16 protein-coding genes are annotated in these 19,249 nt (G+C 42.5%); 4 read left to right on the top strand and 12 right to left on the bottom strand.

Translation table 11 applies throughout. The features are described 5' to 3' along the window. Positions 1 to 36: 36 nt before the first annotated feature. From GTQ43_RS02040 to GTQ43_RS01990, 11 genes are all read right to left on the bottom strand, one after another. A complete protein-coding gene (locus GTQ43_RS02040) occupies positions 37 to 888 on the bottom strand; it encodes an AMIN domain-containing protein (protein WP_265270243.1) in 852 nt (283 codons plus the stop codon). A gap of 55 nt (positions 889 to 943) precedes the next feature. Further along, positions 944 to 1,444: a hypothetical protein gene (locus tag GTQ43_RS02035; protein ID WP_265270241.1), complete on the bottom strand. Its 501-nt coding sequence runs from the start codon at positions 1,442 to 1,444 to the stop codon at positions 944 to 946. A gap of 4 nt (positions 1,445 to 1,448) precedes the next feature. Next, positions 1,449 to 3,659 carry a cation:proton antiporter gene (locus tag GTQ43_RS02030; protein ID WP_265270239.1) on the bottom strand — a complete coding sequence of 737 codons (2,211 nt, stop codon included), beginning with the start codon at positions 3,657 to 3,659 and terminating at the stop codon, positions 1,449 to 1,451. A 225-nt stretch (positions 3,660 to 3,884) separates the two neighbouring features. Further along, positions 3,885 to 5,174 carry a cation:proton antiporter gene (locus GTQ43_RS02025; RefSeq protein WP_265270237.1) on the bottom strand — a complete coding sequence of 430 codons (1,290 nt, stop codon included), beginning with the start codon at positions 5,172 to 5,174 and terminating at the stop codon, positions 3,885 to 3,887. A gap of 947 nt (positions 5,175 to 6,121) precedes the next feature. After that, positions 6,122 to 6,556, bottom strand: a complete 435-nt coding sequence (locus GTQ43_RS02020) for a hypothetical protein (RefSeq protein WP_265270235.1) — start codon at positions 6,554 to 6,556, stop codon at positions 6,122 to 6,124. Positions 6,557 to 6,790: 234 nt separating this feature from the next. Next, a complete protein-coding gene (locus GTQ43_RS02015) occupies positions 6,791 to 7,510 on the bottom strand; it encodes a GDSL-type esterase/lipase family protein (RefSeq protein ID WP_265270234.1) in 720 nt (239 codons plus the stop codon). 397 nt (positions 7,511 to 7,907) lie between these two features. Then, a complete protein-coding gene (locus tag GTQ43_RS02010) occupies positions 7,908 to 9,128 on the bottom strand; it encodes an aspartate aminotransferase (RefSeq protein ID WP_265270232.1) in 1,221 nt (406 codons plus the stop codon). Beyond that, positions 9,125 to 10,318, bottom strand: a complete 1,194-nt coding sequence (locus tag GTQ43_RS02005) for an iron-containing alcohol dehydrogenase family protein (RefSeq protein WP_265270230.1) — start codon at positions 10,316 to 10,318, stop codon at positions 9,125 to 9,127. The genes GTQ43_RS02010 and GTQ43_RS02005 overlap by 4 nt, the downstream gene beginning before the upstream one ends. 670 nt (positions 10,319 to 10,988) lie before the next feature. Further along, the gene (locus tag GTQ43_RS02000; protein WP_265270229.1) at positions 10,989 to 11,504 is read right to left on the bottom strand and encodes a Ycf51 family protein; all 516 of its coding nucleotides are present in this window, start codon (positions 11,502 to 11,504) and stop codon (positions 10,989 to 10,991) included. Between the two features lie 574 nt (positions 11,505 to 12,078). After that, positions 12,079 to 13,452, bottom strand: coding sequence for an O-antigen ligase family protein (locus tag GTQ43_RS01995; RefSeq protein ID WP_265270227.1), 1,374 nt, complete (start codon positions 13,450 to 13,452; stop codon positions 12,079 to 12,081). Beyond that, entirely contained in the window at positions 13,434 to 14,276 is an 843-nt protein-coding gene (locus GTQ43_RS01990) for a hypothetical protein (RefSeq protein ID WP_265270225.1), read from the bottom strand. The genes GTQ43_RS01995 and GTQ43_RS01990 overlap by 19 nt, the downstream gene beginning before the upstream one ends. 376 nt (positions 14,277 to 14,652) lie before the next feature. Between GTQ43_RS01990 and GTQ43_RS01985 the strand changes: the two genes are divergently transcribed. From GTQ43_RS01985 to GTQ43_RS01975, 3 genes are read left to right on the top strand one after another with little or no spacing between them, the layout of a single operon-like run. Then, a complete protein-coding gene (locus tag GTQ43_RS01985; protein WP_265270223.1) occupies positions 14,653 to 16,287 on the top strand; it encodes a mucoidy inhibitor MuiA family protein in 1,635 nt (544 codons plus the stop codon). A gap of 53 nt (positions 16,288 to 16,340) precedes the next feature. Then, positions 16,341 to 16,874: a hypothetical protein gene (locus GTQ43_RS01980; protein WP_265270221.1), complete on the top strand. Its 534-nt coding sequence runs from the start codon at positions 16,341 to 16,343 to the stop codon at positions 16,872 to 16,874. A 16-nt stretch (positions 16,875 to 16,890) separates the two neighbouring features. Continuing rightward, the gene (locus tag GTQ43_RS01975; protein WP_265270219.1) at positions 16,891 to 17,151 is read left to right on the top strand and encodes a hypothetical protein; all 261 of its coding nucleotides are present in this window, start codon (positions 16,891 to 16,893) and stop codon (positions 17,149 to 17,151) included. A gap of 261 nt (positions 17,152 to 17,412) precedes the next feature. Here GTQ43_RS01975 and GTQ43_RS01970 read toward each other — a convergent pair whose 3' ends face one another. After that, on the bottom strand, positions 17,413 to 17,613 hold the full coding sequence (locus GTQ43_RS01970; protein WP_265270217.1) for a hypothetical protein: 201 nt from the start codon (positions 17,611 to 17,613) through the stop codon (positions 17,413 to 17,415). 205 nt (positions 17,614 to 17,818) lie between these two features. Between GTQ43_RS01970 and mnmE the strand changes: the two genes are divergently transcribed. Then, entirely contained in the window at positions 17,819 to 19,213 is a 1,395-nt protein-coding gene (gene mnmE / locus GTQ43_RS01965; RefSeq protein WP_265270215.1) for a tRNA uridine-5-carboxymethylaminomethyl(34) synthesis GTPase MnmE, read from the top strand. Positions 19,214 to 19,249 lie beyond the last annotated feature (36 nt).

Genomic DNA, 19,249 nt, shown 5'->3' with positions numbered 1-19,249 from the left:
CCCTATCTTGGTTTTTTCTGACTCTTTCAGCAAACCCTATTTAGTTTTAGGTAAAGGTTGACCAAACTCAATCACCTGGGGATTGGAAACATTGGGGATTGTTGGCACTGGAAATGCCGACATATCAGAAGGAGGAATGTTATTCAAGTTACTGGGTTGATTTGGGAAAGAGGTAGGAGGAAGAATCAAAGCAGGTTGTTGAGAGGATGTATTCGGAGCTAGGGGAGGTACAGTGATAAGAGGTTGTCCTGAGTTATTAGTAATTGTTGAGGGCAGGTCATTTGTTGATATAGGCGGAATTGTGAGTAAGGGTGCTTGTAGATTAGTAGTAGTTACGGGTAGATCGCTAGGCGGCTGTGAGTACTGATAGGGTGTTTGAGGTTGTTTCTTGGGTGAAGGTGGGTAATTTCCTGATTTCACGGCAGTGGTTTTACCAGAAATAACCGGACGTAATACCCAGCGAGTGGAGTTTTTTCGGGAAACAGGTTGCAGTTGTACCTGTTTGGGATTAAAAGCAATCCCTGGTGCTAAATCTAAGACAATGCGTGTGTCGTTAGCATTTAATTGAGAAACGCGAATACTTTTGATTGCTCCAGAATAACTTTGTTGCGTGGTAACTTTGCCCAACTTAGTATTCGGTAAATCTACAACAAGCCGAGAGGGTTGGGCTAAGTAGAAATAATGAGGGGTTGTACCTGCTGAGAGGGTGATTTCGAGTTGCTGTGTTTTGGGTGAAAAACGCCAGTTATCTAGCTTTGCCCCAGGTGTTGCAGCACTGGTGGAAGTTTCGAGGGCGATCGCTGCACAAAAGCCTAAGCCTAATAGACTGATGTTAAATAGCTGCTTGCGCCATTGGCAAAATTGCCTAGTCTTTAGTCCCTGATTCATTCTTTTTATCTGCTCCATAAAACCCATATTGCTCTTTAAATCCCCACTCCTCAATTCATAACTTCTGAGACTTTTCCTCAGCTTTTTCGGGCACAGCAGTGAATTTCAGGGTTTGTGGGATGCCATTTATGGTTAATTGACCAGTCATATTACCTTTATCCACAAGTTGCATTTGAATTGTGACTGAGTTCAGAGGATCGTTTTGGGGGCGAGGAATATTACAAAGGATTGATCTACCAACTTTTCCAGATAAATTTAACTGTTGATTTCTGAAGATACCTGCCAGAGAGTGCTTTTCGTCAGTATCGGTTTTAGTATTTGCCGGTAATACAGAGGCATTTAAGTAAATACCCGACTGCTGAATATTTAACGTTAGGGTATCCGATTTTTCACACTTCGGCAAATTCTCTGACAGGGTTAGACGATACCGCCCGTTAACGTTCGGAGGAGCCTTGAGATTATTTTCTCCATAAACGCTGACAGTTTTAAACAACAGTAGCACTGAAACTATCGCTACTCCGTAAAAAGCTAAAGATTTGAAGTTGAAATGATTCATAATCTCAACTCCTCAATGTTGGCTCTTGACTATTAATCTCAGGAAGCATAGAGGCTAGATGAGCGGTGACTTGACTGTAGCGGCGGGTAATCAGCAGAGAAGAACGACATTGGATAGCTAGTTGATCTGTATATCTTCCCAAGGTTTGGCGCTCGATACCCCAAGTGCGGCTGGTGCCAGCAATAGTTAAGTCAACACCTTCTGAGGCTTGAATAACGGCTTGGATTGGTTCTGGGGCTTCGATAATTTTGATTTCAATGCGATCGCGCACACTTGTGGGCAATTGCTCCATCATCGTGTTCAGTTCGTAACTCAATTCTTCCTTAGTATGATTTGCTGCTATCTGTAATATCTGCAACATACAAGTCTCACGATTAATTAGCAGTCTGAGAGCTAGTATTAGTGCTAAATCATCATGGATATTTGCAGAATAAGGTACTAATAAACTTTCTAATTGCTCTTTGCCTTTATCTACAAATACTGCTACATCTACTGGTGCGGTGGTAAGCATTTGTCCGACTCGTCCACCTAAGCGATTACTACTAAAAGCTGGCCGATGCCAGCCGACGAGAATTAAATCAACTTGTTCTAATGTGGCAATCTGTGCTGTTTCACGAGCAACATTGCTGGAGATGCGAACGATCGGATGCACACAAGAACGAGTTTCTGGTGGTTCGAGAGTATTAATCAATTCTTCTAGTTGCTGGCGACGCTGGGCAATTAATCGATCTGCTTCAACTGGGGTGCTTTCAAAGGCATAGTCTTCTTGAAATTCAATTAGGCTGAGGGGGTTAACAATGGCAGGATATCGGTAATTGAGAGCGACACCGACGGCTGGCTGTGCCAAGGCTACTGCTAACTGGACTAAACCTTTTTGCGTACTTGGATTAGCCACTGGCACTAAAATTCGGAAAGGATGAGGGTAAGTTTCGCTTCCAGTAGAGGTGTCTATACCTGTTTCTGCTTCCAACTCTGGTTCTACGACATCTAACCTGATCAGCTTCTTTGGATATGTCCATTCCAGCAAGGGCGAGGTCATGAATGTAGTTACCAATGCCATAATTACCAGCATGGTAAATATTAAAGGGGAAATTACCCCTAACTCTAGACCAATGTTTAGCACTATCAGTTCGGTTAAGCCGCGAGTATTCATTAACCAACCGAGGGCTGAGGCTTCCCGTTTACTAATGCCACTGACACGGGCTGCGACATAAGTACCAATATATTTACCTGCGATCGCCACTCCTAAAACCAACGCACACAACAGCCACAATTCTGGACGGTTGAGTAAGCCAATCTGCGTTTTTAAACCACTGTAGGCAAAAAATATGGGTAGCAAAAAGATCAGGACAAAATCTTCGGTTTTTACTGCCAATTCCCGCACTAAATCTTCGTTTTTGGGCATGGCTGCTCCGAGTAAAAATGCCCCAAAAATTAAGTGAATACCAATTAGTTCGGTAATTAATGCCGACGCAACCACACCCATATAAATCCCAGCTAGAAGCAATTGGCTGAGTCGTCCCGCACGCAGATAGTGTTTGGCAAGGCGTTGGAGAAACCAACGTCCCGCCGTCAACATCAAGCCGATGTAAACTATGCTGGCGATAATTGTGGGTATCGCACCAGCAAAGTCACCAGTTCTAGCTACTGCGATCGCAACTGCCAAAAGACACCAGGCTGTGACATCATCCACCGCTGCACAAGTTAACGCCAAGGTTCCTAAACGCGTTCCTTGTAAATTGTTTTCAGTAATGATTCGCGCTAACACCGGGAAGGCAGTAATCGACATTGCTGCCCCCAAAAACAAAGCAAAAGCTGTGAAGGATACACTAGCATTGGAAACTAGAGGATAAAGGATTACCGCTAGCAATGTTCCTAATGAAAACGGTACCAAAATGCTGACATGAGAAGTTAAAACAGCTACTTCTAATTGTCCGCTAAGATATTTGGGATTTAGTTCTAGCCCAATCAGAAACATGAAAAATATTAGTCCCACCTGAGACAAAACATTTAGAAAAGGAATAGTTTCTGGTGGAAACAATGTAACTGCTAGATCGGGAGCAACTAAACCAAATAAAGATGGGCCGAGCATAATGCCCGCGACAATCTCACCAATTACTAGAGGTTGCTTAATGGAACGGAATCCTAGCCCTACTAAGCGTGAAAGTCCAATAATAATCAGCACTTCAACCAGAACGAGAATAACTATGTGCATGGTTTCCTCACAATTAACTATCTGGTTTCTCTAAGATGATTCTTTAAATGACCCGAAAATGTCAAGCTTATTAGATACACCCAATTTTATCGAGAGGCTCAGATCCCCGACTTCTTCAATGAGTCGGGGATCTTTTTGTTCGTAACTCATTTAATTGCTATAGCCAGAGTCAAAACAGAGAATTTTACCCAATTACTAGGCAATTAATTTTATATTTAAATTTGCTTAAGCGGAAGATTTATCATAGCTCGTACCTTGCAATAAAAAGGCAATCAGTGGTGATGCCATGAGTGTAGTAATGACTGCCATAATAACCATGATAGTAAATAAAGTTGGGGTAATTATACCTTGCTCAAGACCAATATTGAGGATGATTAACTCCATTAAACCACGAGCATTCATCAGAGCGCCGATGGTTGCTGATTCACGCCAATTTTCCCCGGCTAATTTTGCCGCTAACATACAAGCAACACCTTTGCCAAGAATTGCGATCGCAATAATTAACAGCGTAATTCCCCACAAAGTCGGCGTGTTTACCAATCCAATTTGAGTGTTCAGCCCAGAAAAGACAAAAAACATTGGTAGCAAAAAAGAAGTAGTTAAAAACTCTGTATATTGGCGAATTTGTTGGGCGAATTCTCCCCGTGGTGTTACTGCTCCCAAGACAAAAGCACCGAATATTGCATAGATACCTGTGACATCGGTAAACCACGCACAAAACATCAAAATTATCAACATCAAAGTTAGGGTTTGTCTATTCACACCTGCATCGCGTTTTGTCATGCGTGTGAATACTCTCAGTAAAGGTTGACCGAGAAAAATCGCAAATAGCACGTAGCATAAGCCACCACCAATTGCTAATATAGCGATGCTCAAAGAATTCTTCACGCTAGCAAGAACGATCGCCAACAAACACCAAGCAACTCCATCATCTACCGATGCTGCACCTAAAGCTAAAGTACCGAAACGGGTTTGTGCTAGACCGCGTTCGTAAAGAATGCGAGCTAACATTGGAAATGCTGTAATGGTCATCGACGCACCCAGATACAAAGCGGCTGACCACGGCGTTACTTTTGGTTGAAAGAAATCGCCATTGCGATAAAACCAAAAAGATGCGATCGCTCCTAAAATAAAAGGAGTGATAATTCCAGCCGCAGATAGCAAACTTGCACTTTTGATATGATGTTTTAAGAGTTTAGTATTGAACTCCAAACCAATCAAAAACATATAAATTACCAACCCAATCTGGCTGATAGCATATAAAATTGACATCGATGGATTGGGTATCTTTAGTCCGACAGCAGTGATAATAGGAAGCTTAGGAAATAGCCATTGCTGAAAATCTGGTGCAATCAATCCCAAAAGTGATGGCCCTAACATTACACCCGCAATCATTTCGCAAACAACATCGGTTTGACCAAGATAGCGCCGTCCTAAAATTGTCACAATGCGACAAGTGGTTAAAATAACTGTGAGTTGTAAAAATAGCTGAATAACTAGATCAAAATTTGACATTACGCTTCCTTAATTTGCGTCTCTACTTGAAAAATATCCTCAGCTTGTCCTGTTTGTCTCATAGATGACTACATCAGCACAAGTGCTAATTTTAGAAACATTAAGATAGCTGTTTTAATTTGATAGCAACTACCCTATTGTTCGTAAAAACGGATACAACTGTACGTCAATACAACATATTGCATCCAAGCTAAAACTGCCATATATAAGTGCGTATACAAAAATATTTATGTCATTGCGTAGGCGGAGCCTTCCTGTAGGGTACGGAATGAAATGTAGCGAACGCGAACAGCGTCTCCAAGAGTTGTAATCCCAAGGTATTGGGATTGCTTCATTCTGCTTTGCTTCATTCGCAATGACAAATGTATATTTAATTTTGCATTACTACTTAGAAATGCGATTTGATTTATGAAATTATTTGCTTAGGTAGGAAGTGAGGAGTGGGGAAGAAGCCTTTTTAAGTTGCACTGAGTTTTTTCAGAAATCAAATATGATTCCTATATAAGTTAATTTTTACAAACCGATATATTTGTATAACAATAACATTTATGCAATAACTCTCTAAAACTTGGCGTTGCTGATTGCGGTGAAAAATCCTTGTAGATACGTAAAATTTTACTTCTCTACATTCAAGTTCACACCTCGATTCAGCAACGCCCTTTAAAGGATGTTTTAAAAGTCTTCTTGTTGGTAGTAAAAGGTTTTAGATCCCCCTAAATCCACGCCACGTGCTTCAAGTCGGGGAACCGCAAGGGCGCAGTGGCTCCCCTTAAAAAGGGGGATTTTAATTCCGGTTCCCCCCTTTTTAAGGGGAGCCAGCGCGGTCTTGGGGTCTCCCCAAGTGGAGCGACTGGCGTGGGTTAGGGGGGATCAACAAGTGCCTAAAATCACAGCTAATTACTTTTCAAACAACCTCTTAAAACTCTTATTCCTTCTCTAGATATATATTACAACCACTCCCCACCCCGGAAACGCCAACGGGGAAAGATAATTCGCATCAGGCTTTGTGAACTAATAAAAACTGCTAGCCACACAACGCTATAATGCAATAAAAAAACTGCTAATGGTAATTCTTCTTTCGGTAAAGGTATTGGTAAAAAGCCAAACAGTTTTACTCCACAGAACACAAATACTAATTCCCATATCCCGGCTAATAATTGATAAGCTGCGGGCCAATCTCTGTCCCATCGTGATTTTTGGAGATAGTTATAAAGTACATCCCAACCTAAACCAAATACGGCGACATAACCTAGTATCCAAAAATAAACCGAGTTAGCACTAGGGCCAATCCAACCTAGTGCAAAAGGGAAAGATACAAGTACACCGACAGTTACAATTAATAATAATCGAGTTTGCCAACGACCTAATAAAGTTGGTGTCATAAGAGTTAGGAGAGACGCGATTAATCGCGTCTGTACAGGAGTTAGGAGGAATGAAAAGAGAGAAATGAAAATTTTTATAGATTCATTGTGAAAAATTTTTACATCTATTTTATTTAATTAAAAATTTAGCAATATTGTGGTGCTTTTTACGAAGATGGCAAACACGAGAATATCTGCTAACCCCAAAGCACCAAAACATCTATATTATTAGGATGGTTTAAGATGATAATTAAGTTAAGAATGGTAAGCTGCATTGGCAAAGCTTACTGAATGTATTGCATCCCAATCTATCACATCTTCTAACAAAGCTTGATAACCAAGTGTATTCGGATGAAGTCCATCTTCACTTAGGTGTTTGAGCCGCCAATTTTCACCGCGTTTCATCCATTGCTCAAAAATATCTAAATAAGGGATCTGCCTTTTGGCGCAAGCAATTCGAGTTGCTTCTTTGTAGCGGTACTGATCGGCATGATTATAGTAAAAACAATCTAAAAATGGCATCTTGGCTTCATCTACTGGTACCATACCCACAAATAACACAGGACAGAGTTGCTGTGCTAAATCTAAAAGAGTTCCAATTTCTTTTTCAAATAGGGTAAAATCTGTGTAACTCCGGCCATCGGGACGCGCCAACCGCGCTGAATCGTTCACACCTACGGATAAAATAATCAAGTCGGGGACACGATTTCGGAGTTCACCCCGGTGGCGAAATTCAACTTCTAGCCTTTGTGCTACTTGTTGCGTGCGATCGCCTCTTACCCCTAAATTATAAAGAACATGACCCGCACTATCTGGCAACATCCACCATCGCCGTAGTTGCTCGATCCAACCTCCTTTTTCCGGGTCGCCGAATCCATAAATTAAGCTGTCCCCCAGTGCGACAATCTTCATTGGCTGAAAGTGATTTGGTGGTACAGACAGCTGCATTGAGGAAGAAGCTAGAAATGTGTGCATTTAACAACTATATTTTATATCTTTACAAGATTCTATACATTTCTATACCATAGATGGCTATCTTTAGTGTGCAAGCATCTATCTATCGCTAATACCATTTCTTTGTGAGGCTGCGCCAAATTTTCTTTCTTCCTTTGTGACGGCAGTCGCTCATGGGGGAAACCCCCAAGACCGTGCTGCCTCTCCTTTGCGCCCTTTGCGGTTCGTTCCTTATATAATTTGGCGCATCTTTATACAGAATTGTTTAAGCAAAATTTTTAGCCACCTTGAAAGGGCTATTAGGCATTGACAAATTAGACAAGAAATGAATTCATGAAAAAGAATAAGCGATCGCTAGTCCGCAGGGACTGGAAAGCTCAGACTTCAGTATTGGGCAAGTCTGAGTAGTTCACTCTATTCAACTAACGAGATCGGCGATCGCTTCTGATGTAGCAGGTTGATAGCGAATGCCGGCTTGTTTGAAGCGATGTAAAGCTTCACCTAAGCGATCGCAGTCGGCAATCAAACTGATCCGTACATACCCTTCACCTGCAACCCCAAAGGCATTACCTGGAGTAAGAACAACGCCAGTTTGTTGTAAGACGTTGAGAGCAAAATCCGTAGAACCCATACCAACAGGACACTTCACCCAAAGATACATTGTCGCCTTGGTTTTGGGGATATCCCAACCCAGCTTTCCTAATCCTTCGATGAGGAAATCGCGGCGGGTGCGGTAACGTTGTTGTACTTCGTGCAAATACACATCTGGCAGTTGCAAGGCGGTTTCGGCTGCTGTTTGCAATGCGGCAAAAATGCCGTAATCCAAGTTAGTTTTCAGTGTCCGCAAACCTTGAATTACATGGCGATTACCCACGACAAACCCAACGCGCCAACCAGCCATATTATAGGTTTTAGATAAGGTGTGAAATTCCACACCAATATCTTTCGCGCCGGGAATTTCTAGCAAGCTAGTGGGTTGATAACCATCAAAAGCTAACTCGGCATAACACAAGTCATGCACCAGTAAAATTTCATATTTACGGGCGAAAGCAACGATTTCTTCAAAAAATTCGCGGGGGGCGGTGGCGGCGGTGGGATTACTGGGATAGTTAAAATAGAGAATTTTAGCCTGTCTAGCAACCTCGTCAGGAATGGCAGCTAAATCGATTAACCAGTCATTTTCTGGTTTGAGAATCAGGCTGTGGATTTTCCCCCCTGCGATCGCCGGGCCGCGAAAATGGGCGGGATAAGCTGGGGAAGGAACTAGAACTAAATCACCAGGGTTAACGTATGCAAGTGCTAAATGGGTTAATCCTTCTTTAGAACCCAGCAATGGCAAGGCTTCGCTATCGGGATCGAGAATCACATCATAACGGCGACGATACCAGTTGGTGATGGCGCGGCGAAAACTAGCAGTCCCCTCAAAGGGCGGATAACCGTGATTGGCGGGATCTTTTAAAGCAGCGATCGCAGCCTCTACAACTGGTGCTGGCGTTGCCCCATCGGGGTTTCCCATCCCCAAATCAATTAAATCTAACCCTTGTTCCCGTGCCTTAGCTTTTAGTTCATCTAAACGGGCAAATACATAAGGTGGCAGCTTTTGTATGCGTTCTGCTGGGACAATCCAATTTAAACTCATTCTTCAACCTCGTCACTGATTCCCTTGGGCGAAACTCGATTTGTAGTGTCTCTACTATCTATAGGTGCAGTGGTGGAAACCATTGCTGCCATCAACTGTTCTGGCGCGACTTTAAATGGTAGTCGATGGATGTCAGAATTAGGAACTAGAGCAATTTCAGCGGCTGTTTGCAACTGCCCTAATGTAATATTGCCCAATCCCAAATCACTTAATTTTTGGGGTAGTCCAATTTCTGTGTAAAACTTTAACAACTGTTGTCGTGCCGATGCTGCTAGTTGATTGCCTTGTAGCATTTCTTCTAAACGCAGTTGCACCAAAATTCCAAAAGCGACTTTTTCGCCATGAATACTGCCATGTCCTGAAATATGAGTTAAACCATTATGCACCGCATGGGCAGCCACTGTGCGACACTGCGCCCCCCCTAGTCCTCCAACTACCCCAGCTAATAAAACACTTGCGTCTACGACTTCTCGCCAAACTTCACTACCTGGTTCATTTAAGGCGGCGACTGACTTTTGCAAGAGGATATCTCGCAAAACTCGTGCTTGTTGCACCGCAGCAATAATTAAAGTATCTTGCAAATGCCCGCTACTAACTGAGGCTTCATACCACTTAGCGATCGCATCACCAATTCCAGCGACTAAAGTCCGCTGTGGTGCGGTTTTAATCAAGTCATAATCGAGTATCAGTAAATCGGGACAACGAGATAGTCCCACATCGTAGAGAAATGCCCCATCTTCCGAATAAACATTGGATAAAGCACTCCAACCTGCACAGGTAGCGCCAGATGTCGGAATTGTCACCACAGGTAACTGCAATTGCTGCGCGAGTAATTTCGCTGTATCTAAGGCTTTACCGCCACCAACACCGATAATTACATCAGCTTTATGTTCTTTTGCCTTCTTCTGTAAAGATTTCAGGCTAGCTTCGCAGCAATCTGCACCATAGGAAGCTTGTACAGGATGTAACTGTTGCGTTTCTAAAACTGGTTGCAAACTTTTTCGGCTGATGGTGAGAGTAGATTCACCTGCCACAATTAAAGGGCGACTTCCCAAACGGGCGATCTCTGCTGCGGCGGCTGGCAATACCCCAGAACCACGGATGATTTTTGCTGGGGCAACTGTGAGGGTAAAGAATGAACTAGAGGTTTGAGTAGACAAAGAAGGTTGAGTAGAAATTTGATTAGACATATAATCTAGTTTGCCAAAACCTTGATATTTCTTAATCTAATAGACTTATAACCAGGGATGCTTGTTGCCAGATGGCTACAAACTTGCATCTGACTCAACTAGGTTTTAACCGATCTAATTTCCAACTGGTTAAGCAATTTAAAGACGTTGCTTGAATTTGTGATGTCCATTAGCCTGAAATTCCGAACTATCAAAGTTTTGAATAACCGTATGATTAGTTAACATTACCACTCTCAGATTCTCAAGAAAAGTGATTGAGAACTGAATCATCTATTGATGGTCATTCCAGCTAGGGATAGGTGCGTCAGAGAAATGTAGATTCCCACACCGTTCCCTTTGATGCAAAAAATTGTAAAAATGTCAATAGTTGCAATTAGGATAACAACTGACAAATTACAACTGTCAGTAACTATCACCCATAGGCTGATTGATCTTTTTCCACAGTAAAATCATGAAAGTGTGAATATCTTAATCTAATAATAACTATTAATGTATCGGTAAATACAAAATAAATTATGTCATTCTGATAACAAGCATTGGGCATGGGGCATGGGGCATTTAATTAGTATCCTTTCTTCTCCTGCTCCCTGCTCCCTGCTCCCTGCTCCCTGCTCCCTGCTCCCTGCTCCCTGCTCCCTGCTCCCCTGCCTCTTCCCAGTCCTCTTAAACGTTAGGTTTTTGACAATTGGGCGAGTTTATCTGTGTAAATTTCCACTATGACTGGGGAATTTTGATGAGAAACGAGCGATCGCTTGGCCTCACCCAAGTAAACTGGTACAGAAGTCCCTGGTTCAGGGTGAGTAATTGTACGGGCGCGAACTGTCAACTTGTCGTCTTCACGTGTACCTGAACGACCATAAGAAAATAGATTACTAGCTGCTTGCCGTAAAGTTGCTTCTAATTGTGTGGGTGTAATTTGGGATGATGTAGTAATAACCGCTTGGGTTGAGCCATTGTCATAAACTAGAGTGTACTTGGTTGCTCCTGGAATCACAGCCCGACTCAAGGGGACTATCGACAGTGCAAATAAACCACCTGTCAGCACGAGCATAAAGCCAGTCGTACCCACCAGCCGAAAGCGGATGCCCCATTTGAGAATAAAAGCCAAAACTGCTAAGGCAGCGAATGCCAAGGTAGCTATACCTGACCATTGGGTGTACTGAAGAAAATTAGCTGTTGTGAGCATAATAAGGTAGGTTATGGATGCGTCTTTTTTTTCGTTACCGACATACCCATTTTACCGAGAGCTTGCACCATAAAGGTTATCGTAGTCATTAATGCCAGTAGAGACGCGAAATTGTAATTCTCTACGAGACGCGATCGCGAACGTCCCGCTATATGCTTTCGCGTCTCTAAAACTATCCACTAGATGAGAATTTTAGTATTATCTGAACCGTTTAACTAAATAAAAATAATAAATATACAAAAGGGCATCTACAAGAGATGCCCGTCATGCAGGAAAACCCCAAAGGGTTGTCCCTACACCTTCCCAACAATCAGCAACAGTGACTAATTAGGTATTAGTCACACTCACAGTCACAGACGTGAATACAGTGATCTTATTAACTTAAAACTCTAAATGTCCCCAGTGCATACACTGAAAAGGGATTTATGGCTATCTGAAGTTGCTGTTTGTCAATTCCGGTATTGCTGAATCGAGGTATGAACTTGAATGAGACATAAAATTTTACATCTCTACAAGGATTTTTCACCGCAATGCACAATCGTTTTCATACCGCAATCAGCAACGCCTCATTTCCTTACTGATTTGAACGAGATGCAAGCCTGTGGTGTTCGCGATCGCGATGTAATACTCCACAAATAGCAGCCATAATTAACCATGAAAGCGCATTCAAACGAAAATCAAAAAGGGTTACATCGACTGTATTCAATAACATCCACGCAACAAAAGCTAAAAGATAACTGAAAAATATCAATCTGTCTTCTGTATTTATATATTTTGACTTTCGTAGTAATTGGACACCTGCAATCAAAATCCAACCAAGTAAACCACAAAATAAAAGAGTACAAGGAAAACCAGTTTCAGCAGATAACATCAAAAAAAAGTTGTGGGGATGACCCAAGGGAATCTGCATCTGGGCTTTGTAGAGTCTACCAAAACTACGTAACCCCCAGCCAGACCAAGGATGTTCCTGAGCTAAAGACCAGGCAAAATTCCACTGAGTTTTTCGCATTAAAGCGACTGGTCGATCTGGATACATATCATCGTTTAACCTCGCCCAAAAGAATGCAGGAACTACTCGGCGAAAAATTTGAGCGACTGGTGAGGGAGCAAAAGCTGCCAAAAGCACACTAGAGACGATCGCAGCAACTCCACCGACAAGAATGCGCCAACCTTGGTAGAGTGCATAAGCTAAACAGGCAAAAATTGCGATCGCCCACCCATTGCGCGAGTTAGTAAAAATCAAGGCGATGAAATTCGCAATCATCGCCACAGTTAAGAAGAGAAAGGGGAGTGGGGAGTGGGGAGTGGGGAGTGGGGGAGATGAGGAAGAATAACTAATGCCCCATACTCCATGCTCAATACCCAATCGCCATTGTTCTAGCCACAAGCCTAAACCAAGGATGAAAACTATCACTAGATAAGCAGCAAAGGTGTTAGCGTGCAAGAAGAATGAAGCGATGCGCCCTGGCGGATTTCCTCCTGGTACGATCGTCCAACTCAACACAACCCACAAAATTTGTAATTTCAAACTCCAGCCCAAAAATAACTGCCCCAAACCAAGAATTACTACTGGTATGGAACCGATCGCTAAAACCCAAGCCATTTGCCGCAATTGGGTAAATGTTTGAATGAGAGCGCTATGGGCAGCGAAAAGTAAAAAGAATGGGAAGAAATTAAATAAGCCAAGGAAAGCTGCTGCTTTGTCATCGGCAAATCCAGCACTCACGAGCAGCAAGATACTCAAAAGGGCAAATCCCCAGTTGAGGGGGCGGCGATTAATTTTGCGGGATTGTTTCAGCCAAGTTATTAATGAGACAAAGCCGACAGTAACAGCCCCCAACAATGGACTCAATGGGAAAATTAACATTGCCCATAGAGAGTAGTTCCAAGAAGATTGCCAACGAGATTTAAAATAGTCAAAAACCTTGTTCAAGCTGGTTGCCAACATTCCTCACGAGTGAGGCGAATTTGAGCTAAAGCGAAGATGGTAGGGATGATTCGACCATAGTTAGTAGCGATCGCTCTCCATCCTAAATCTGCAAAAAACCAAGTCCACATTATCGGCCCAATTACGGCAAACATCGTGCGGGCTGCCCCATAACGAGCGGCACTCATTGTCATGCCCCGTTGTGCCATTTGCATCGCTACATAGCTTTGGAATTGCGTTGTAGCTGCTTCTGAACCTGTAATTACCGCTTGTTTTGCTACTTCATAAGTAGCAAAGTGGATGGCAAATTGACGAGCAATTTGTTTAAGCACAAGTGGCTGGAGAATTGAAGTAACAGCGATCGCACTACCGCCTTTGAAAAGCAACCCCAAGGGGTCAGGCTGTAATAACAGTGGTAGCGGTTCTTTTAGTTCTGATTGCACAAGGTGACGCTGCACTCGGAGAGTCAATTTTTGTTTTTCCTGTTCAGGCAATTTTTTCCACACCTGTCCTAATAGATGTAAAAATACTTCTGCCTCTAAATCAATGGTTGCCAACTGATGAGAATAAGGAATTTTTAGATATTTACATACTTGAACTAAGGCTTGTCGATAAGTTACCTGGCCTGTACGTCCCCGTAATACTGTCACCCCATCTGCCGCCAAAAAACGAAAGCGACCCTCTAGTGAATCTAACCAAGCTTTGCGGTCTTGGCTTTGCACTTCGATGGGTTCGGGTGTGTGTACATAATCTAGGGGATTGAACTTACGACTAAATAGAATTGCCGTTAAATCTTGCAATTCTTCTTCGGTCGCTAATTCTAGCGCCGCCCTCATTTCATCCAATTTCCCTTCCTCCCTTCCGTACAGCTTTCTGTACCCTATTCTACTATTAGCTTTCAGCAGTCATTAGTAGTAATTTTGTCCTTAGATAATATCAGGAGGCAGGATAACCTACGCTTTTAAACGTAGGAGGCTATGAAGAACTCCACCCACAAGGGGATGGGACATGGGGAATAGGGGAGTAGGGGGAGCAGGGGGAGCAGGGGGAGATGGGGGAGCAGGGGGAGAAAGAATAAAGAACTAATACCCAATGTCCAATGCCTCAAGTGGCGATAGCCGCTTTCAATGAATTACAAATTACCCAAGGGGGTTGACTGTTACACCAGGAAACATTGACAATTAACCAGCAGAATCAATTAAAAATGGGGGAAAACTGGCAATGGTTAACCCGGAAATACCATCTTGGCGCAAAACAGTACAAAGCGAGATTGTAGCTGTTACAGTGTATGCTGACAGAGCATTGGTTACACGACGGGGTGTAGTTGATTTAACGGGGATTGAGCAGGAATTAGTAATTACCTCAGTGCCAGAGACTCTAGAAACTGAGTCTGTCAGGGTTAGCGGTACGGGGACGGTGGCAGTGCGTTTGATGGGAGTAAGTAGCGATCGCATTTACACCACTGAACCTGTAGCGGAGCGAGTCGCACATTTGACAAGGCAAATTGAGCAGTTAGAAGCAGAAAAACGCCACTTGCAAGCCCAAGTCGATGCTTTAGCATTGCAGTCTAGTTTTATCGCCGGTTTACGTGAAAAAACAGAAGAACCCTTTGCCCAGAGTTTATCTCGAAAAAATCTCAGCCTCAGCGAAACATTAGATTTTTTGAACTTTCTCGGAAGCCAGTATAGTGAATATGCGATCGCATCTGGAGAGTGCAAAACTCAACAGCAAGAATTAGACAAAGAACTACAAGTACTCCGCGCCTCATTACAAAAAATTCAAACACCCCATCCCAAAGAGAGTTTAAGTATAGTTGTAGGTGTTGAAGTCGCAGGTGAAGGCGAATTTGAATTAGAAGTGTCTTACATCGTAAATCGCGCCAGTTGGACTCCACTTTATGACTTGCGCTTTAGCACTACCAGCAATATTGTGCATCTGGGCTACCTGGCAGAAATTACTCAAAGCAGTGGCGAAGATTGGATTGGTGCAAATCTCACCCTTTCTACCGCTAAACCGGGATTAGGTACTCTCCCACCCAAACTTGATCCCTGGTATATTGATGCGCCACGTCCACAACTAGCAACGCGACGACGATTTGCTGCCCAGCCACCACTACTGCCTAGCATACCAGATCCACCTGCTGCTGCCGCCGCGAGAGCAGATTGGCAGGAAGAAGACGAAGATGTAGAGGATGTGCTAATTCAAGCAGAAACTGTGACAGCAGAAGTATTCAAAGAAGGGAGTGTAGTTACCTTTAAATTAAATGGTGGTGGTAACATTCCCAGTGATGGCGCACCTCATAAAACGACAATTTTTAATGACGATTATCCTTGTAACTTTGATTATCTGGCAATGCCGCGTTTGGTAAGTTTTGCTTATCTGCAAGCAAATGTGAAAAATAATCCCAACGGTGCGACTTTGTTACCTGGTAAAGCGAATATTTTCCGCAACAATGTTTTTATTGGCACAACTCAGTTAGAGAATATTGCACCCGGACAAGAATTTAAACTGAATTTAGGAATAGACGAAGGTTTAAAAATTGAGCGCGATTTAGTTGAACGTCTGGTTGACAAAAGATTGATTAGCAATCAGCGCCGGATTACTTATAGTTATCGGTTGATAATTACGAACTTACTCGACAAAGAAGTAAATCTGAAAGTAGCTGAACAATTACCAGTTAGTCGCAACGAGCAAATTAAAGTGCGCCTCAGCCGCAGTAATCCACAAATTCAACTGGGTGAAATGGGCATTTTAGAATGGCAGTTAACTCTTCCAGGGCAGGAAAAAAGGGAGATATATTACCAGTTTAATATTGAACATCCGCCTGAGTTAATGGTTGTTGGGTTAGATATTTAAACAACATCGCCAACAAGGATTTTTATTTAAAAAACTAAATATTAACAAGCACGATGGAGAATTGGCAGAATCTAAAGAATCAGATTGAAGCATATCTTCTGTTCATAGAAATCTCTGCTTCTGAACTAAGTAGTAGTGACAAAAAAGATCAAATATTGGAAGCTATCAAGCAACGTACTAAGGAAGAAAAACTACAGAAATACTTTAATGACCTTCAGCGCTTAGTTGAAGAGTCTGGCGATTCACCTTACGCTGAGTTAGGGCAGAGAATTCCAAACGAAGCATTAGTGGTTCGAGGAGGTCGCAATCGTCCAGAAGATATTAGGCGTGGAATGGGAACTCACCCCTGCGGAATTACTGGGATTTCTGTAGAATGTGCTTTAGGATTATCTGTAAAAGAACTGGCGGTAAATATTCCTCATGGGCAGGTTGGTGTTACAACAGTAGGTGAGGTTCGCAAAACAGAAGGAGATGTAATCCGAACATCAGGAAGAAGCCCACATCATGCTACCTTAAGTGGCTTAACCCCTGAACAAATTAGCAATCTTCTTACGCCCACATATCCAAATCCAGCACGAGAACAATAGTTATTAGAGAAAGCTTATGAATACGCCTAGAATCTTTGTTGATTTTCATAATGCTGATAATCAGGGTCGCCTACGTCTAAATTGTATTGGCACAGTTGAAGACCTAGCTTGTCATAATATTGAATTGCAAGACGGAAAATTGCTCACATTATACAGTGAGGATTTAGAAGTAGAGGGAGTAGTACAGTATTCAATTGAAGAAAAGTTGTGGGTTGCTGCGATTGATTGGAATGCAATCAAACAAATGGATGACCTTGCAGTTCAGGCAAAATACTAAATCTTTTAGTGTGGCATAGCCAACAATTGCACAGTAACGATTACTCAATTTATCAGATAAGTTGCAAAACCTATCTGCGAAGCATAATTAGCAGAATATTAGTCAGAAGCGATCGCCAAGGCAGAAATCCTTAATTGAGACTTGGTTGTGAGGTTGTCATCAAAGTAGCGATCGCTTGGCGGCAAAACTGCGAGAATTAAATATAGATCCAGATACTATTTAAGCTTCTCGCTGTCTTGCTTATGCCTGTTAACACAAGTATTATGGATCTTCAGGAAAAACCCATTTTGGCGGTTCCGTCATTTTTTTCCGCAGACGTTCTTGTGCCAATTCCAACATTTTGTCTAGGGGAGTCTCTTCAATAAATTTTGCAGCCGCCTCTCTAAACTCGACGTTGGGGCATTTATCCCCTAAAACACACCCGTTAACACAAGCTACAGCGCAGTTAATTTTTTGCTCCACAGTAAATTCCTCTCTCTAAAACTTATGAGTTATAAAGTTGTGAGTTCTAATATTCACCCTTAACTCTTTACTATCAGGCATTAACCTCTAGGTAAATTTTACCTTGCCAGTTGCTATCCTATTAGAAAGTTATGAGTTAGGAGTTAGGAGTTATGATTTTTACTCCTAACTTATAACTCCTAACTTTCTCTTATAAAGGGCGCTCATGTCAGAAGTCTTTGCTACTACTGGAACTATAGCTGCGATCGCAACTGCTGTTGTCCCTCAACAGGGTAGTGTTGGTATTGTGCGGGTATCTGGTTCTGAAGCAATGGCTTTAGCCCAAACTCTTTTTTACGCACCAGGGCGACAAGTTTGGGAAACTCACCGGATTCTCTACGGTTACATTCGCCATCCTCAAACGCGACAACTGGTAGATGAAGCCCTATTGCTGATCATGAAAGCACCCCGTTCTTACACCCGTGAAGATGTAGTAGAATTCCATTGCCACGGGGGAATTATGGCAGTGCAACAGGTATTACAACTGTGTTTAGAAAATGGTGCTAGACTAGCTCAACCCGGAGAATTTACTCTCCGCGCCTTTTTAAATGGGCGATTGGATTTAACTCAAGCCGAAGGTATTGCTGATTTAGTGGGAGCTAAATCGCCTCAAGCTGCCCAAACTGCCTTAGCTGGTTTACAGGGAAAATTAGCTCATCCGATCCGGCAGTTACGCGCTAACTGTTTAGATATTTTGGCAGAAATCGAAGCTCGAATTGATTTTGAGGAAGACTTACCACCGTTGGATGATAAAGTAATAATATCAGAAATCGATAAAATTGCTACTGAAATAACTAGATTATTGACAACTAAAGATAAAGGTGAGTTGTTACGCACAGGTTTAAAAGTGGCAATTGTTGGGCGGCCAAACGTGGGTAAATCGAGCTTATTGAACGCTTGGAGCCAGAGCGATCGCGCGATCGTCACAGACTTACCCGGTACAACCCGCGATGTGGTTGAATCGCAGCTAGTTGTCGGGGGAATTCCCGTACAAGTGCTAGATACAGCCGGGATTCGGGAAACAACAGATCAAGTAGAAAAAATTGGCGTAGAGCGATCGCGCCGTGCAGCCAATGCAGCTGATTTAGTTTTGCTTACCATCGACGCTTCAACAGGTTGGACGGAAGGCGATGGAGAAATTTACGAACAAGTACAACACCGTCCGTTAATTTTAGTGATTAACAAAATAGACTTAGTAGAAGAAATTGAAAGAAAAATTCTTGAATCTAAAATGCCAAATTCCAAGTCCAAAGTTTTCACAGCAGCAGCCAAAAATCAAGGTATTGATGCTTTAGAAACGGCAATTTTAGAGATAGTTAACACCGGAAAAGTCCAAGCTGCTGATATGGATTTAGCCATTAACCAAAGGCAAGCAGCAGCTTTAACTCAAGCTAAAATATCTTTGGAACAAGTACAAGCAACAATTGCCCAGCAACTCCCCCTTGATTTTTGGACAATTGATTTACGCGGTGCAATTCAGGCATTAGGAGAAATTACTGGTGAAGAAGTTACAGAATCAGTTTTGGATCGGATTTTTAGCAAGTTCTGTATTGGTAAATAAACCAAAAATATTCTACTTTTGCTAATTTGCATAGGT

The sequence above is a fragment of the Nostoc sp. KVJ3 genome (assembly GCF_026127265.1).
Lineage (GTDB): Bacteria > Cyanobacteriota > Cyanobacteriia > Cyanobacteriales > Nostocaceae > Nostoc.
The sequence above is the reverse complement of the archived record's forward strand: the minus strand, read 5'-3'. Positions and strand labels throughout refer to the sequence as shown.